The 17,266-nt window shown below is 48.0% G+C and carries 16 protein-coding genes; 10 read left to right on the forward strand and 6 right to left on the reverse strand.

Annotated elements, in window-relative coordinates; all coding sequences use genetic code 11:
• Positions 1-379 precede the first annotated feature (379 nt).
• Positions 380-2,020 carry a thioredoxin-like domain-containing protein gene (locus E5S67_RS27720; protein WP_172192061.1) on the reverse strand — a complete coding sequence of 547 codons (1,641 nt, stop codon included), beginning with the start codon at positions 2,018-2,020 and terminating at the stop codon, positions 380-382.
• A gap of 267 nt (positions 2,021-2,287) precedes the next feature.
• Between E5S67_RS27720 and E5S67_RS27725 the strand changes: the two genes are divergently transcribed.
• Together E5S67_RS27725 and E5S67_RS27730 are read left to right on the forward strand one after the other, a co-directional pair.
• The gene (locus E5S67_RS27725) at positions 2,288-3,448 is read left to right on the forward strand and encodes a KamA family radical SAM protein (protein ID WP_172192064.1); all 1,161 of its coding nucleotides are present in this window, start codon (positions 2,288-2,290) and stop codon (positions 3,446-3,448) included.
• A 9-nt stretch (positions 3,449-3,457) separates the two neighbouring features.
• The gene (locus E5S67_RS27730; RefSeq protein ID WP_172192066.1) at positions 3,458-4,447 is read left to right on the forward strand and encodes a D-alanine--D-alanine ligase family protein; all 990 of its coding nucleotides are present in this window, start codon (positions 3,458-3,460) and stop codon (positions 4,445-4,447) included.
• A 70-nt stretch (positions 4,448-4,517) separates the two neighbouring features.
• On the opposite strand, the gene gntT is transcribed toward E5S67_RS27730, so the two are convergent.
• The 5 genes from gntT to E5S67_RS34195 form a co-directional block, all read right to left on the reverse strand.
• The gene (gntT, locus tag E5S67_RS27735; protein ID WP_172192069.1) at positions 4,518-5,966 is read right to left on the reverse strand and encodes a guanitoxin biosynthesis MATE family efflux transporter GntT; all 1,449 of its coding nucleotides are present in this window, start codon (positions 5,964-5,966) and stop codon (positions 4,518-4,520) included.
• Between the two features lie 296 nt (positions 5,967-6,262).
• Positions 6,263-6,472: a hypothetical protein gene (locus E5S67_RS27740; RefSeq protein ID WP_172192072.1), complete on the reverse strand. Its 210-nt coding sequence runs from the start codon at positions 6,470-6,472 to the stop codon at positions 6,263-6,265.
• 70 nt (positions 6,473-6,542) lie between these two features.
• A complete protein-coding gene (gene arsM / locus E5S67_RS27745; protein WP_172192074.1) occupies positions 6,543-7,511 on the reverse strand; it encodes an arsenosugar biosynthesis arsenite methyltransferase ArsM in 969 nt (322 codons plus the stop codon).
• 81 nt (positions 7,512-7,592) lie between these two features.
• Positions 7,593-9,221: a hypothetical protein gene (locus E5S67_RS27750; protein ID WP_172192077.1), complete on the reverse strand. Its 1,629-nt coding sequence runs from the start codon at positions 9,219-9,221 to the stop codon at positions 7,593-7,595.
• 513 nt (positions 9,222-9,734) lie between these two features.
• Positions 9,735-9,860, reverse strand: coding sequence for a hypothetical protein (locus tag E5S67_RS34195; RefSeq protein ID WP_281363581.1), 126 nt, complete (start codon positions 9,858-9,860; stop codon positions 9,735-9,737).
• Between E5S67_RS34195 and psaA the strand changes: the two genes are divergently transcribed.
• The 8 genes from psaA (at position 9,859) to E5S67_RS32785 (ending at position 16,954) form a co-directional block, all read left to right on the forward strand.
• Entirely contained in the window at positions 9,859-12,153 is a 2,295-nt protein-coding gene (psaA, locus tag E5S67_RS27755) for a photosystem I core protein PsaA (RefSeq protein ID WP_172192080.1), read from the forward strand. The genes E5S67_RS34195 and psaA overlap by 2 nt on opposite strands.
• A gap of 110 nt (positions 12,154-12,263) precedes the next feature.
• Positions 12,264-14,489: a photosystem I core protein PsaB gene (gene psaB / locus E5S67_RS27760; RefSeq protein WP_172192082.1), complete on the forward strand. Its 2,226-nt coding sequence runs from the start codon at positions 12,264-12,266 to the stop codon at positions 14,487-14,489.
• 210 nt (positions 14,490-14,699) lie between these two features.
• A complete protein-coding gene (locus E5S67_RS27765; protein WP_172192084.1) occupies positions 14,700-15,401 on the forward strand; it encodes a DUF3239 domain-containing protein in 702 nt (233 codons plus the stop codon).
• 3 nt (positions 15,402-15,404) lie between these two features.
• A complete protein-coding gene (locus E5S67_RS34200) occupies positions 15,405-15,533 on the forward strand; it encodes a hypothetical protein (RefSeq protein WP_281363582.1) in 129 nt (42 codons plus the stop codon).
• 18 nt (positions 15,534-15,551) lie between these two features.
• Positions 15,552-15,896 carry a hypothetical protein gene (locus tag E5S67_RS27770; protein WP_172192086.1) on the forward strand — a complete coding sequence of 115 codons (345 nt, stop codon included), beginning with the start codon at positions 15,552-15,554 and terminating at the stop codon, positions 15,894-15,896.
• Positions 15,893-16,099 (forward strand): hypothetical protein, encoded by a 207-nt coding sequence (locus E5S67_RS27775; protein ID WP_172192088.1) that lies wholly within the window; start codon positions 15,893-15,895, stop codon positions 16,097-16,099. Before E5S67_RS27770 ends, E5S67_RS27775 begins: the two co-directional genes overlap by 4 nt.
• Before the next feature lie 12 nt (positions 16,100-16,111).
• On the forward strand, positions 16,112-16,651 hold the full coding sequence (locus E5S67_RS27780) for a cold shock domain-containing protein (protein ID WP_172192090.1): 540 nt from the start codon (positions 16,112-16,114) through the stop codon (positions 16,649-16,651).
• Between the two features lie 111 nt (positions 16,652-16,762).
• A complete protein-coding gene (locus tag E5S67_RS32785; RefSeq protein ID WP_216670760.1) occupies positions 16,763-16,954 on the forward strand; it encodes a DUF6939 family protein in 192 nt (63 codons plus the stop codon).
• Positions 16,955-17,266 lie beyond the last annotated feature (312 nt).

Consider the following 17,266-nt stretch of genomic DNA (forward strand, 5'->3'; position numbering starts at 1 on the left):
TTACTTAAATGGAATGATTGGTGTCAATCTCAAAGCAGCAGCTTAAATTATCATCAGTATTTATACTGAGCGCATAACTGTTATGCTCCCAGTAGCCCTGGCATTAACAACATCTAGCAATTCAGTGGTGGACGCAAAAAGTGGTTTGACGCTCTACTTATATCGGTCAGGTGTTCTTCTGCCGTGCACCATAAATATAGAGGTTCTGCATCCAGACAGAATTGCTGCTGAGACACTGCACTCGCCGCGAATAATTAGGCTAACTTACTTTGGTTGAAAATTGTGGTAAGGTGCACCGAAGAGCACCCTACGTTATCACAATCAATCTGGCAATCAGGATAATTGAGAAGGGTGCCTGATGTGAAAAAGGTCGATCGGCTCAATCAGGAAGACAAACATCAGGAGGACACAAACCCGTGAAATCCAAAGTTGTGACTTCCAGCGTATCCAACTCAACTCGCCGAATCACATGATTGTTCGTATCAGCAACAAACAAGTGAGGCCCGATCGCGCTCAACCCTGAAGGTTCAAAAAATCGAGCTTTGAGACCTTTAGCATCAACCAAACCTGCTTTACCATCTCCAATCATTGTTCTGCACGTACCGCCCCGGTGGTCTATCCGCTTAATTTTATGATTGTAAGTATCAGCAACCCAGAGGTAATTTTGAGCGTATTCAACACCCAAACAGTGCTGCAACCTGACCTCATCGGCGCGACCATCTTTATCCCCAAAACCAAACAATTCACCGCTACCGCAAACAGTACGCACCTTCGGGTCTTCATCAATACCCACAGCGCGAATCGAACTAATTTCGCTGTCGGCAACAAACAACTCCGATCGATCCGTAGCGAGGCCGCTGGGCTGAGAAAAAGCAGATTCTGCAAGACTCCCATCAACACAGGATTCTCGGCCAATACCCGCATAAGTGCCGATCGTACCAGTGTCTAATTGCATTTCCCAAATTTGGTGCGAACCCGCCATAGCAATAAAAAGTCTATTTCCAACTCTTTCTAAATCCCAAGGCGAGTTCAATTTGGTTTCTAAACCCTTGCCGCTGCCCGGTGCAATTTCGTGACTTTGTTCGCCGGTACCAGCAACAGTTTTCACTCGTTGAGTCGTAAAATCAATTTTTCTGAGAGCATGATTTTCCGTATCAGCAACATAAAGAATTTGACTTTCTGCATCAAAAGCCATACCTTGAGGTGCAAAAAACTCCGCCTCTTCAAAGCCCCCATCAGTTAAACCCGGTTTGCCGGTACCGATGACGTGCAGCACATCACCTTCGGTAGTGCTCACAACAATTCGGTTATGTCCAGAATCCGCAATAAACAAGCAAGAACCGACCAAGTTTTGTTGAACCGAGTTAGCAGGCCCGGGCAATACAGTTTCATCTACAAATTCATTATCCTCAGTCATTTCGCCCAAAAGAGCTTCATGTTGGTGAAGGTGTTTTGCCTCCGTTGCAGTGATGGCAAATGCCAGCACTTTACCGGGAAAAGCCAGCGGGGTTGATAGAGGCTTGCGCTGCTTTTCTAAGCTAAAACTGAGTTCTTTAAAGTCGAGCGCATTTTTATCTTTGTATTCAGAAATTAACTTGCCAACTAACTCGTCAAGTGCTTCTCTATTGCCTTCGCCGGAAACAAAGCCAACGACATAACTTTCTGGATCGATCACCATTAAAGTCGGCCAAGCGCGAACCGCGTAGCTTTGCCAAACTTTCATGCCGCTGTCTACGATTACCGGATGTTCGATATCGTAGCGGAGGATAGCTTGGCGGATGTTTTCTACTTCTTTTTCGTTTTCAAATTTGGCCGAGTGAACGCCGATAACCGTAAGGGAATCTTTATATTTTTGTTCGAGGTATTTTAAGTCGGGCAGGACGTGCAAGCAGTTGATGCAGCAGTATGTCCAGAAGTCGAGGAGGACGACGCGCCCTTTTAGAGATTCAATGGATAAAGGTTTTTCGGTGTTCAGCCAGGGGTAGTTTCCGGGGAATTCTGGTGCTCGGACGCGGGGCATGGCATCTCCTGGTAGGGCGTGAATGATTTTTTTACTTCTTTAATTTAGCGGGAACTTTAGCGGCATGGGGTAAAAGCTGGTTAAACGAGGGCTTTTGGAGACAGTCAAGATGGCTGTGCCACAAGAGGAGGAAAGGAAAGATTTTGATAACCAAATACAGGGGTTTTCAACCGCATGAGGTAAAATCACTAAGGTGCATTACCATTAATATCGCCATAGGTGTGTTAGTTGGCCTAGATTTCAGATGAGTTTATAACTAATGACAAAATGATCGAGAACGCTTTATTACATAAAGGTCTTATACATACATCATCCCGACGTGAGGAAATTTGCCAGATTTTCGGTGAATCTTACGACCCCGATCGCTGGAAAGACTGGCGCTGGCAAATGCGGCATCGGTTGTGCAAGCTGGAACACTTTCAAGGTTTGCTAAAGCTCGCTTCCGCCGAACAACGAGGACTTTCGATCGCCCCAGAAAAGTTTGCTGTAGCTGTGACACCGCACTTTGCGTCGCTGCTTGACCCGGGAGATCCCCTTTGCCCGCTGCGGTTGCAGGTGGTGCCAAGGGAGGAAGAACTGACAGTCGATGCCGCAGACATGGCAGATCCGTGTGGCGAAGACCACGACAGCCCAGTACCCGGACTGGTACACCGCTACCCCGATCGGGTGTTACTGCTTGCGCTAGACACTTGCGCTGCTTACTGCCGATACTGCACGCGATCGCGTTTGGTCAGCCAAGGCGAGATGTACCCAGTGACGCGGCGGTTGGATGCGATCGTCGCCTACCTAGAGGAACATACCGAGGTGCGGGACGTGCTAATTTCCGGTGGCGATCCGCTACTAATGTCCGACGAACCTTTAGACAACTTACTTGGGCGGTTGCGTGCTATTCCCCACATAGAGTTTGTGCGTATTGGTTCCCGCGTGCCGAGTTTCTTGCCACAGCGAATTACACCGGAACTGGTTGCAGTGCTTCGCAAGCATCGCGTGTGGCTATCCGTGCACTTTTGTCATGTGCGGGAACTTACCCCGGAAGTGGCGCAAGCTTGCGATCTGCTGGCTGATGGTGGCATTCCTCTAGGCAGTCAGACCGTGCTGCTCAAGGGTGTGAACGACTCCGAAGAAGCGCTGAAGAATCTGTTTCACGGTTTGCTCAAACTGCGCGTGCGACCTTACTATCTCTACCAATGCGATCCAGTTGTCGGTACTGCACATTTGCGGACGAGCGTCCAAACAGGCATCGATTTGATATCTAAACTGCGGGGTCACACTACCGGGTACGCCGTGCCCACCTATGTGATAGATGCTCCTGGTGGTGGCGGCAAAGTACCAATTCAAGCTGAGACTCTACTTGCCTACGAGAACGGCAAAGCCGTTGTGCGTAATTGGGAAGGCAAGACTTACAATTACGTAGATCCAGTAGAGTAAGGCTGAGGTATGGGGCTATTTGTTGGTTTGTGTTACGACCTGAAAGACGACTATCTCAAGAGCGGTTTTAGCGCTACCGAGGTGATGGAATTTGATGATGAAGAAACCATCATTGGTCTGGAAAATGCGCTCTGCGGTTTGGGTCACAAAGTTGAACGGATCGGCAATGGTAGAGAACTTGCTCTAAGGTTGGCAAAGGGCGATCGCTGGGATTTGGTTTTCAACATTGCAGAAGGACTTAAAGGCCGTTCTCGCGAAGCACAAGTTCCAGCGGTTTGCGAATTATTCGCTCAGCCCTACACCTTTTCCGATCCGCTCACCTGCGCCCTAACCCTAGATAAAGCTCTTGCTAAGCGAGTAGTCCGCGACTTCGGTTTGCCTACAGCACCGTTTGAAGTAGTGAGTACGCCCCAAGAGGCAGTGGCAATCTCCCTTCCTTTACCAGTGTTCCTCAAACCTCTCGCTGAGGGAAGTTCTAAAGGCATCACAGGGAGATCCCTGGTTAAAGAACGCCAACAGCTAGTTACGACCTACCAAGCGCTACAAGAAGAATTCACTCAATCAGTGCTGGTGGAAACCTTCCTTCCCGGTCGAGAAATAGCTGTCGGTATTGTTGGCAACGGTAGCACGGCACGGGTAGTAGGCGTGATGGAAATAATTTTTACAGACCAAGCGGAAATTGACGCTTATACTACCCTTAACAAAGACGAGTATCTCGAAAGGGTATCCTATCGTTTGCTAACAGATCCCGAACCCCTCGCAGTACAGGCAAAACAGTTGGCGCTGGAGGTTTACCGCGTACTGGGTTGTCGAGACGCCGCCCGGGTAGAGCTACGCGGCGACGCGAGTGGGGCATTGCAGTTTTTAGAGGTGAACCCATTGTCAGGGATACACCCTATCCGCTCCGACTTGATTATTATGGCGTCTCTTGCGGGTGTGGAATATGCACAATTGCTCGATGAAATAGTTAATTCCGCATGGCAAAGGTACAAAAGTTGAGGCATAGGAAATATTTATTTTTCCTTTTCCCTTGTCCCGACTGCTGCAAATTTAGTTAACCATTAGTTTTTCAGTAGCGTTTCGTTTTGCTAACCTCTACTTTCTCAGCTACCATCTGTTGACCAGTTTCTTCTATCGCCCGATGAAAGTTGTAAGATTCTTCTAGGGCTTTCAAAGAAACACTATCATCCTCAATATCGCAAGTAAATGTCTTGGGCAACTGTACTCCAAGCGCCACCATTCTGATAGCATCGAACAAAAACATAGCCAGCCACAAGATATGATTACTCTCAAACTTAATGGCAGCAAAATCCGCAGGTAAAAATCCTACTACAAGAGCAACTAAGCTAACATTGCGGAGGGTATGCCCTTGAGCCAAACCTAAGAAATACCCATCCAGCATGAAGCTTAGGGAACTGCATACCAGGACGAGTAGCAACCAGGGAACAAAAATATCAATGTTTTCGGTGACTTCAGTGTGGTTGGTTAACAATCCAAAAACGGTATCGGGAAATAGCCAACACGCTCCGGAGAAAGAGAGTGCCACCAACAGCGCTGTTCCCAGAGAAACATAAGCAAGAGGTACTAACTTTTGAGAAGATCCTTTTCCTTTAAAGTTTCCGACCAGAGTTTCTGTGCCGAATCCTAATCCTTCAACCAAATAGATACTCAAATTGCATATCTGTAAGAGCAAGGCATTTTGAGCGTAGATAATCGTCCCCATCTGTGCCCCCTGATAGTTAAATGTTAAGGAGGTAAAGATAAAAATTAAATTGCTGACAAAGATGTTGCCATTCAGGGTCAAGGTAGATTTTATAGCTGAAGGATGCCAAATTTTTTCAGCTACGGCTCGTACCTCTTGCCAGCGAATTTCTTTGCACAAAAAAATCAATCCTACTAATAAGCACAGATATTGGCTTATAGTAGAGGACACTCCAGCCCCCGTACTTTCCCAACCCCACCGGATAATCAAGAGGTAGTCGAGTGCGATTTTGCTAGCATTGCCAACGACAGACAACACCACAACTAAGCCATTTTTTTCCAGTCCTAAAAACCAACCAAATAAGACAAAATTGAGCAAAATGGCAGGTGCTCCCCAAATTTGGGCGTTGAAATAGGCTCTACCTGCTGCTTTAACCTCGGGTGCGACATCTAGGAAGGCAAACCCCAGTTCTCCCAAAGGGTACTGCAATAGTACGATCGCGATACCAAGTACCAGAGCAATTAAACCATTGCGCAGTCCCACCAACAGCACGCCTTCTCGGTCATTTCGTCCTACAGCTTGAGCCGTTACCCCAGTGGTTCCCATCCGTAAGAAGAGAAAAATCTCGTAGAGAAAGGTAAGCAGGTTTCCAGCTAGGGCGACTCCAGCGAGGTGGTGTATTTCTTCAAGATGACCCAAGAAGATGACACTGACTAAATTTGCCAGTGGCACCATAATATTGGAGAGGACGTTGGCGATCGCTAGTCGGAAGTAGCGGGGTACAAAGTCATACTGGCTATTGAGCATCAGGTTCATAGATAAATCCGCTAGCTGCCAAAATCTTCACCAAAGAGCGTCGGCTGTTTACATTACTTTACATGATTTAGTCCTCTATGTGGGAAAAGGGGACAAGGGGATAATGGTGTGCAATTCGTCTAGCCTCAATTGATAGGTACTCCTATCTAGGTACGGTTAGCGTGACTCCGATGAGTCAGTGATAACTGATGACAATTCGCTCGTGAGGCGCAAGCACTGCCCGTAAACCCGGTGGAAAGCATTACGCTGTCATGTTCAAAATCTGCAATCGGAACGAAGTAAAGCTCTCACAGCCCTTAAAAATAAGTAGGTTGCAGGCGTAAGCTGTGAGTGTGAGGGATGGTGGCAAAAGCCAAAGCCGGCGTTGTCATGGCAGAGATATGCTGACAGCACCGGGTGGTGTAAAAGATACAGGAAAGTCGCGGTGCTAGAGTTATGATTGTGACTGTCAAAATTAATGATTTGGCGATCGCGCTGCCTGCGGTGTCCATCACCGGAGTTACCATACAATTACCCCATCTTGCAACTATTTGCTCAGTTGGATGGAGAATAACAGTTGAAACCAGCTTTTTTCTCCTAACAGCAACCGCCGCCGTTATAATGCCAAGTCGAATCAGTAATTAACACCTTGTCGGGCATTAATCCCCCCAATTTCCCAGCAGTTTTATCGCACACCGCCGCCGGAACTCCCCGCTGCAAAACGTGACCTGCCCCGTCATCAAACAGCTCTTCCTTCCCTGTATAAATCGCCGTCTTGCCAGTGAAAATGCAAGCTCCGTCATCCGGTACTGGCACTTTGAAAGACACCGAATCCAGGCTTTCTAACAGCAAATCCGCATCTAATTGATAATTGTATTTGTCCAGCAGCCGGTAAGGACGGCGCGCCCGAACTTCAACTTGCCCAAAACCCACGTCTACAAGGTGTTGAACGTATTCTGCGTATGTCAAAGCGCCCGACAAACACAAGGCCCGCAAGCGTTGGTCTTCTTTCAAATGCTGCGGAATGGGTCGAGTTGCGATCGGATCGCTCATCAACAACCTGCCACCCGGTTTTAACACCCGATAAGTTTCTTTTAATGCTTTAGCTAAATCCGCAGGTTCAAAGATATTAAACAAGCAGTTTTGGGCGACAACATCTACAGAAGCATCCGGCACTGGCAATGCAAAAGCATCGCCTTCACGAATTTCCACAAAACTCGCATCAAACCAATCATTTTCTTGGGCGGCAACTTGCAAGTTTCGTGCAGCCGCTTCTCGCATTGCTGGAACCGGATCGACGGCAATTACTGCTCCCTTTTGTCTAGAAAAATAAGCAAATTGCAGTGCTTCTAAACCGCCGCCGACGCCTACATAAAGCACGACTGGATTGCCGACAAGTTCGGCGGCATGAACTGTTGTACCGCAGCCGTAATTCATTTCTTGCATTTGTTCGGGAATTTTTAATCCTGGCAATTGCAAGGGACTGCTTTGGACGCAGCAAAGTCCGATTTGGGGTGTTTCGGCAACATCGCTGTAGAATTGGGCTGCTGTTTCTAGGTAGGTCATTTTTGGGTTTCCTTTAAGTTTTGACCGCAGATGCAGCACGGGGGGGACGCCCATGCCACGAAGAAGCTCAGAAAGATTTTGTTACGTGGCAAATTCGACTTTTTGTTCGGATTTTGGCTGATTTTCGGGTTCTAAAACTGTTTTTTCCGGAGCAGCTAAGTCGGGGGTTGGCTGGCTAGGAGTTTCAGTGGCAACTGGTGGCGCTGGCGGTACAAGATTGGGAGATTGTTCTGGTATCGTAGGAGCGACTACTTTGGGTACTGGAGCTTTTTTTGTTATTTCTGGCAGAGTTGGGGAATCTGAAGGAGTAGCAGGTTCGACAACTTGACGCAAAAAGTTGCGAAACCGATTGTAGTATCCTTTATATTCCTGTTTTTTTGCTTCGGGAGATGCTGTTGCTGTGGGTTGTATTATTTTAACAGGAACCACAACTGTGGGGGTTTCTAGCTGTGGAGTTGCTGTCGGCTTCGGTTCTATTACTGGAACTGGTTCTACAGCTTTCGATGATTCTAATTCTGGAGTTGCTGTCGGCTTCGTTTCTATTACTGGAACTGGTTCTACAAGTTTTGGCGCTTCGAGTTGCGGGGTTGCTGTCGGTGTCGGTACTATTACTTGAACGGGATCAACTTGCGAATCGACTGTTGTATCTAAGCTGGGTTGGGTAACTGGCGTTTCTTGAACCGCAGGTGAGGGTTCGATAACTGGTATTTTTTCTAATGCAGGTGTCGGTTTCGGTTCGGGGGTTGGCGTTGGTGTGGGCTCGGGGGCTTGGTAGGCGCGATCGACTATACCGCGGGTTTCTGCTACTGTTAGTTCGCCTCGCAGTAATTTTGAAAGAGTGTCTTGACCGAGCGGTTTGTAATTTATCAGTCTGACTGTATTATTAAAGGCGTTTTTGACGATATTTCCCCGTTCGTCAATTAATTCTAGCTGTAGCCAGTTTTTCCCTGGTTTGAATCCTTTAAGATATATAGGTTGCCACTGGTCGATCGCAAAGCTTTCGCCGTTGACTGTGGCTCGAATTTTCCAATCGAGTATTTCATCTTGGGAATTTTCTTGCGCCACTTCGTGCAGGGGGGCATTTGTCAAGTAAAAGTCGAGCAGGATGGGTTCTGCCCCGTAGCTGCCTTGGGGGCTGTTGTACGTTAATAGGGGCAATGTTCGATCGGGATTATTGTCGTCTGTTTTGGTAAAAACGTGAAATGTGGTTTGGGCCGCGGCACCTTCGTTTTTAAAGCTTTCTTCCCAAGGGCGAGCGGCTAACACCTGCAGGGTATGGGTTCCGGGTTCTAAGTCCGAGAGCGTTAAAGGTTGGTTGATATCGTAAACTTGTGCATAAGGTTGGTTATCTAATAAAACTTGCAGATGGGGGCCCAAACCCAAGTTTGGATCTTTGAAAACGGGCAAGCCCTTAACTTGGAACTGAACAGGCACGTTTATATCCTGAAGCACTTCGTCAGGCTTTGGATTCAAAATACTAATTTGAGGCTGGTAGATTTCTAGAGCCTGACGCAGTTGTTGAAGGGCTTCTGGGGGAGAAACCTCTGAGATTCTGTTCATCTGGGCGGTATCTAAGCCGCTCTTGTTCCCTGATTTGGGCAATTCGGGATGGCCCGCGCCACAGCTTGCTAAACCCAAAATTAATACTGCTGCTGCGAACAATGCCAGCAGCCTGCCCGCAACCGTTCTGTGCCAATTGATGCCAATCACGCAACCATACTCCTAGAAGCCTTCTCATAGGGAACTATAGCCCAAAACCGAATTTAGTATTTGGGAATTGCCGATCGGGAATTCGGGAGGCTCGTAGGAACCCGCATTGATGTTGCAGTGGGAACCCATCCTCTCAGACTATTAACTCTCGCAGCCGTTGTCCGAAACATTTCTCTACAAATCAGTATTCCTCAATTACCTTATCTTTTAGTTTTGTAAAGTTAATGGCATTACCCCTTGACTTTTTCGAGGGACTATGGAAATTAAAGGCGTTATTGCATCAAGAATTGAGGCTTTTTTAAGTATTGTTAACAAGGGATTAATACTCCTCTAGCAAGCTTATAATTCATAAAACTCCCTCAAAAGGAGCAGCCGCATCAAACCTAACTCAGGGACACGATCGGCGGCTCATCTGGTGAGAAGAGTTAGCAGTACCCAGCGACATTGTTAGCGACACTGGGAACCTGGCTTCTTCAAAGAAGCAAAATGCTTGGGGAGACGATGCACCTGCGTCTAACTCTGCAAAGAGTGAAATGCAATCTGTGTCGGAGAACCGAGAATCCCCGTACCAAAAGCCCGGGGAATGTCAGATACATTATCAGTTCTCGTTCCTTGTCTTACCGAGAGGAGAGTCTTCATGACCATTAGTCCTCCAGAGCGAGAGGTAAAAGTTAGGGTAGTAGTCGATGAGAATCCGGTTCCCACTTCCTTCGAGAAGTGGTCAAAACCAGGTCATTTCGATCGCACTCTAGCTAAAGGGCCAAAAACCACCACTTGGATTTGGAACCTCCACGCTAACGCTCACGACTTTGACAGTCATACAAGTGACTTAGAAGACGTTTCGCGCAAAATCTTTAGCGCTCACTTCGGCCACTTGGCAGTAATCTTCGTATGGTTGAGCGGCGCATATTTCCACGGCGCTAAGTTTTCCAATTACGAAGCTTGGCTGACAAATCCTACAGCCATCAAGCCCAGCGCTCAAGTGGTCTGGCCGATTTTTGGTCAAGAAATTTTAAATGCAGATGTAGGCGGCGGTTTTCACGGGATTCAGATCACCTCTGGTCTGTTCCAGTGGTGGCACGCCAACGGCATCACTAACTCATACCAGCTATATTGCACTGCGATCGGCGCCTTGGTAATGGCAGCCCTGATGCTATTTGCCGGTTGGTTCCACTATCACGTCCGCGCTCCGAAACTGGAATGGTTCCAGAACGTGGAATCGATGATGAACCACCACTTGGCAGGTTTGTTAGGCTGCGGTTGTTTGGGCTACGCGGGACAGCAAATTCACGTTTCGCTGCCGATCAATGCTTGCATGGACGCGATCGATGCAGGTTCACCGCTGACAGTCGGCGGCAAGCTGATCAAAACAGTTGCTGACATCCCTCTGCCACACGAGTGGATTTTGACACCGGGCTTGATGGCTGACATCTACCCGAGTTTCGCTAAAGGTTTAACCCCCTTCTTCACCCTCAACTGGGGCGCATACTCAGACTTCCTGACCTTCAAAGGCGGTCTGAACCCCACCACAGGCGGGCTGTGGCTGACCGATACAACGCACCACCACTTAGCTTTGGCAGTGCTGTTCATCGTCGCCGGACACTTCTACCGCACGAACTGGGGCATCGGCCACAGCTTCAAAGAAGTTCTGGAAGCTCACAAAGGCCCCTTCACAGGCGAAGGCCACAAGGGGATGTACGAAATCTTCACGCAGTCTTGGCACTGCCAACTGTCGTGGAACTTGGCCTGGATGGGCTCTTTGAGCATCATCGTGGCTCACCACATGTACGCGATGCCTCCGTATCCGTACATCGCGACCGACTACCCGACTCAGTTGTCCATCTTCACCCACCACATGTGGATCGGCGGATTCCTGATTGTTGGAGCAGCAGCTCACGCAGCAATATTCATGGTGCGGGATTACGATCCGGCCCAGCACGTTAATAACTTGCTCGACCGCGTAATCCGCCACAGAGATGCCATCATCTCTCACCTGAACTGGGTTTGCATATTCTTGGGCTTCCACAGCTTCGGTCTGTACGTTCACAACGACACGATGCGGGCTTTCGGTCGTCCTCAAGATTTGTTCTCCGATACCGGGATTCAGTTGCGTCCGATATTTGCCCAGTGGGTGCAAAACATCCACGCCTTGGCTCCGGGCACAACAGCGCCTAATGCTACGGAAATCGTCAGCCACGCTTTTGGCGGCGGTGCAGTAGTAGTCGCCGGCAAAGTAGCGATGATGCCGATCGAGTTGGGTACAGCGGACTTCTTGATCCACCACATCCACGCTTTCACCATTCACGTTACAGTCCTGATCCTCTTGAAGGGCGTGTTGTTCGCACGCAGTTCTCGTTTGGTTCCTGACAAAGGTAACTTGGGCTTCCGGTTCCCTTGCGACGGCCCCGGCCGTGGCGGCACCTGCCAAGTTTCGGGTTGGGATCACGTGTTCCTAGGCTTGTTCTGGATGTACAACTGCATCTCGATCGTGATTTTCCACTTTAGCTGGAAAATGCAGTCGGACGTGTGGGGAACAGTATCGCCAGACGGCACAATTTCTCACATCACCGGCGGCAATTTCGCACAAAGTGCGCTCACGATTAACGGCTGGCTGCGGGACTTCCTCTGGGCGCAAGCTTCTCAGGTAATTCAGTCCTACGGTTCGGCACTGTCGGCCTACGGTCTGATGTTCCTAGCTGGACACTTTGTGTTCGCCTTCAGCTTGATGTTCCTGTTCAGCGGCCGCGGCTACTGGCAAGAACTGATTGAGTCCATTGTTTGGGCTCACAATAAGCTCAAGGTAGCTCCCTCGATTCAGCCTCGCGCTCTGAGCATTATTCAGGGTCGGGCTGTGGGTGTAGCTCACTACCTGTTAGGCGGAATTGTCACTACGTGGGCATTTTTCCTAGCGCGAATCATTTCGGTAGGGTAAACTACCCCTAGGTTTTGGATTCGGGATTTGGGAGGAATCTCAAACCCAGAATCCAAACTCGGAACCGAATCCCTTCAATTTTGTTCAGGATTCAGGATTAATCAAGGCTTATGGCAACGAAATTTCCAAAATTTAGCCAAGACCTTGCCCAAGACCCGACCACACGGCGGATCTGGTACGGGATTGCCACAGCACACGACTTTGAAAGCCACGATGGCATGACCGAAGAAAATCTTTACCAAAAGATTTTTGCTTCTCACTTCGGCCACGTAGCAATCATTTTCTTGTGGACTTCGGGCAGCCTGTTCCACGTAGCATGGCAAGGTAACTTTGAACAGTGGATTAAAGACCCCCTAAACGTCCGCCCGATCGCTCACGCGATTTGGGACCCGCAATTCGGCGCTCCTGCAGTAGAAGCTTTCACTCAAGGGGGCGCTTCTAACCCAGTAGACATCTCTTACTCCGGTGTCTACCATTGGTGGTTCACTCAAGGGATTCGGACTAACGCCGACCTGTATCAAGGAGCTATCTTCTTGCTACTCCTGGCGGCTGTCTTCCTGTTCGCAGGTTGGTTGCATCTCCAGCCCAAGTACCGCCCCAGCTTGTCTTGGTTCAAAAATGCTGAATCTCGCCTCAACCACCACTTGGCTGGTTTGTTCGGTGTCAGCTCTTTGGCTTGGACTGGTCACATGGTTCACGTTGCTATCCCCGAATCTCGCGGACAGCACGTAGGTTGGGACAACTTCCTGTCTACCCCGCCTCATCCGGCCGGTTTGGCTCCGTTCTTCAGTGGTAACTGGGGCGTATACGCCGAGAACCCTGATTCAGCGAGCCATGTCTTCGGTACTGCCGAAGGCGCGGGAACCGCAATTCTGACTTTCTTGGGTGGCTTCCACCCTCAAACAGAATCCCTGTGGCTGACAGACATCGCTCACCACCACTTGGCGATCGCAGTTCTGTTTATCGTTGCCGGTCATATGTACCGGACTAACTTCGGTATCGGTCACAGCATCAAAGAAATGTGCGACGCCAAAGACTTCTTTGGTAAGAAAGTTGAAGGCCCCTTCAATATGCCTCACCAAGGCATTTACGAGACCTACAACAACTCGCTGCACTTCCAATTGGGCTGGCACCTCGCCGCTTTGGGCGTCATTACCTCCCTGGTAGCACAGCATATGTACGCGATGCCTCCCTATGCTTTCATAGGTAAGGACTTCACGACTCAGGCTGCGCTTTACACGCACCACCAGTACATTGCTGGATTCATCATGGTCGGCGCTTTCGCCCACGGAGCTATCTTCTTGGTGCGGGACTACGATCCTGAATCAAACAAAGGTAACGTGCTCGATCGAGTGTTGCAGCACAAAGAAGCGATTATCTCTCACTTGAGCTGGGTGTCGCTGTTCTTGGGCTTCCACACTTTGGGACTGTACGTTCACAATGACGTTGTAGTTGCTTTCGGTACTCCTGAAAAGCAAATCTTGATTGAACCAGTGTTCGCACAGTTCATCCAAGCTGCTCACGGAAAAGCTCTGTACGGCATGGACGTGCTGTTGTCTAACCCTGACAGCATTGCTTCTACCGCTTGGCCGAACTACGGCAACGTATGGCTCCCAGGCTGGTTGGACGCGATCAACAGCGGTACTAATTCTCTGTTCTTGGCGATCGGACCTGGCGATTTCTTGGTTCACCACGCGATCGCACTAGGCTTGCACACCACCACCTTGATCTTGGTCAAAGGCGCTCTGGATGCACGCGGTTCTAAGCTGATGCCGGACAAGAAAGACTTCGGTTATTCTTTCCCTTGCGACGGCCCCGGCCGTGGCGGTACTTGCGACATCTCTGCTTGGGACGCGATGTACATGTCTGTCTTCTGGATGCTGAACACCCTAGCTTGGGTAACGTTCTACTGGCACTGGAAGCACCTGGGCATCTGGCAAGGTAACGTGGCTCAGTTCAATGAGTCTTCTACCTACCTGATGGGCTGGTTCCGCGATTACCTCTGGCTGTATTCTTCTCAGTTGATCAACGGTTACAACCCGTACGGTACTAACAACTTGTCTGTCTGGGCTTGGATGTTCTTATTCGGACACCTCGTTTGGGCAACTGGTTTCATGTTCCTGATCTCTTGGAGAGGTTACTGGCAAGAGTTGATCGAGACTTTGGTTTGGGCTCACGAGCGCACTCCTCTGGCTAACTTGGTTCGCTGGAAAGACAAGCCTGTTGCTTTGTCGATCGTCCAAGGTCGTTTGGTTGGCTTAGTTCACTTTACTGTGGGCAACGTCCTCACTTACGCGGCATTTGTAATTGCCTCGACGGCCGGGAAATTCGGGTAACTCTGAACTCTGGTTTCTAGGTAATTAAATTAAATCCCCTGCCTTCTGGCGGGGGATTTTTTGATAGGCGTCAGTTAAAATTGAATGGATTTACAGCCTCTGCCAAATGAGTAAAGTAAAGATTTTCGGTAGCGACATGGCTGTAGGGATCTACCTTGTTGTTTGTGTTACCGTGAGTAAAAATTCTAATTTAATACCCCTAATATAACAATGACAGCTAATCCCAACCGCACCTTCACATTGGATAACAATACACAAGCCTCAAATCCGGGAGGGCTTAATGTAAATTATCTATGTTGGATTCGCTCATTTCCTCAAGAACCAGTTTGTCTTATTTCTTCATTAACCGTAACAATTGGATGCGATCTGTTAGTCAATTGGGCTCTGTGGAGTGGCATATCCGCTCTTTTACATGAACGCATACCGATTTTGCCATTCATTTTGATTACACTTTTTCTGCCGATTAATTCGGCTTTCTGGAAGGTTATATCTCCAATCCTGCAAAAGGCTAGATTTTTAGCTATACATATCCGCGAGCGATGCCTATATGGATGTGTTAATCCTGGAATTGTTATTAACTCAAACCCAACTCTTGTTGCAGTTTTTACCGATCTCAGGACAGGTGAAACCCCACATCAGGCAATTAAAGTTTTGCCTCAGCCACTTAAACGAACTAAGATGGGAATCCCACCAGTTGGTATGAGGTTGGCTACTATCGCTTTGTACGAAGGAAATGTTCAGAAGGGACATTGGGATGACTTCCATCCAATAGTAATTAACTGCGTAACTGACAATCAGACTGATATCGATCGCGTCCTTCAAAGCATCCCCGATTGGGAGTGGCTTGAGCTTGAATTAGGGCTTGGAGAAATACCTAAGCAACCAGGACTATATCCTATAAGCCAGATATAGGCAGTGTCAGTCACCCCTAAAGTTTTTAAACAGGCTATTGAGCACGGTCTAACAAATTGGTGGAAAGACAAGCCAGTTGCTTGGTCAATATTTCTGGCAGAGATTTTGTTTGATATGTTGGTGAAGTGTTGAGAATGAAGAATATTTTTTATGGCGAAGTTAGCGCAAGAAACAATTGCTACAATCTTGAATTTGCAGGCGAGGCTTTTGGCAGGAATTGATGATGCTTCATCAGCAGAATTTGCAATATTTCAGCAATATGGGGAGATAGAAGCGACTGCTACGGTGTTGGAGCAGCTTCAAAATGCTACTGAAAGGTTAAGAAACCCTTACTCTCGCTTTTACACATTGCTGCTGCGGATTTCTGAATCACAGCCAACAGTTTCTTCTGCTATGCTAAATTTACTAGCTCAAACGATTGAGCAAGCACAAGCTGACGCTGATGCCGTCGAGGCCACTATCCGGGAAGCGAAAAGAGATTTTAACCTGCCATGAGTGAAAAACCGAAACTCCCTGAACCAGAAATAATCGAAAAGACTGTGAGAAATCTGCGAGGTGTCTGTCTACGGCTTGACGCTCTGACTCTCAGTTTAGATGAACTAATTGCGATGGTAGAAGCTGATATTCGCAATAGTCCGATTAATGTTTATCGGCGGGAGAATGCGAAGCGGTTGGCTGAGTCTGTCAAGCACGAATAAAAGTGCGATTTTATGAAACCTGTTATCAATAAAGGGCAACTGACAACCTGGAAAGACGATCGGGGGTTTGGCTTCATTAAACCGGATGATGGCAGTAAAGAAGTTTTCTTGCATATCAGTGCGCTGAAGGAAGCAAGTCGCCGCCCAAAAGTCGGAGATATGATTTTGTACGAGCCTGTTGCTGAAACTGACGGGAAAGTACGTGCCACTAGAGCATCAATTCAAGGTGTTGCACCTCGACATCAGCCAAGAAAGCAGAAACCACAGAAACGCGGTTTACTCAAAACAGTTGTTGGTATTGGGATTCTGGCTGTCATTGTGCTTTTTACAATGCAGTTGAGTCGCAGTCATTCTCTCTCTCCAATGATATCGATCGCAAAACCAGGATGTACTATCAAAGGCAACATCTCGATAGATACAGGCAATAAAGTTTATCACCTTCCAGGCATGGAAGATTACGAATCAACAGTTATCGATCTAGCTAGCGGAGAGAGATGGTTTTGCACAGAGTCAGAGGCGATCGCCAATGGTTGGCGTAAAGCACCGAGGTAGCCCCAGCATCCCAACAACCGCGCTGCACCGGAACGTATAGCCGAATGAAGAATGAAGAACTCGATATCGCCCATTTTGTTATGGTGAATTTACTCGATCGCCCTTTTTACTATGCAACTCTACATGGAAAGGAAAAGAAAGAAACTTGAAACTATAGGCAAGCAATATGCTCAAGCAGAGATTGTTGATGTGACATTTAAAGCCGATCAACATTCGCTTAATTTTAGTCCATTTTACCCCCAGGGCGGTATTCCCATACCATTTTCATTTAACACGGTAGGTGCTTCAGTTGCAGGAATTTGACAAGGTTTGAAATTTTTTGAACAAGCTGAGATTGACATCCAGATGATCGACAAAATCTCAATTTGCTTGATTGTCACAAATGTAACGGGAGATTAATAACTTCGATCGAATCTTAGCACTTTGCACCCGATCTTTTAGCTGTGGGGAAAAATGCTTAAGCGCGTCTTGACAAGAGGCAACACAATGTGAAGTCAATCTCTCAAAAAATGCTGACTTATCTAACAATACTCCGGACAGTTTTTAAGCAGCTAAAGTACCATAAGACAAGACTGAAGGAAGGTTAGGGTGATTTAAAATCAAATCCCGGTCTAA

The organism is Microcoleus asticus IPMA8, from assembly GCF_013179805.1.
GTDB classification, from domain to species: Bacteria; Cyanobacteriota; Cyanobacteriia; order Cyanobacteriales; family Microcoleaceae; genus Microcoleus; species Microcoleus asticus.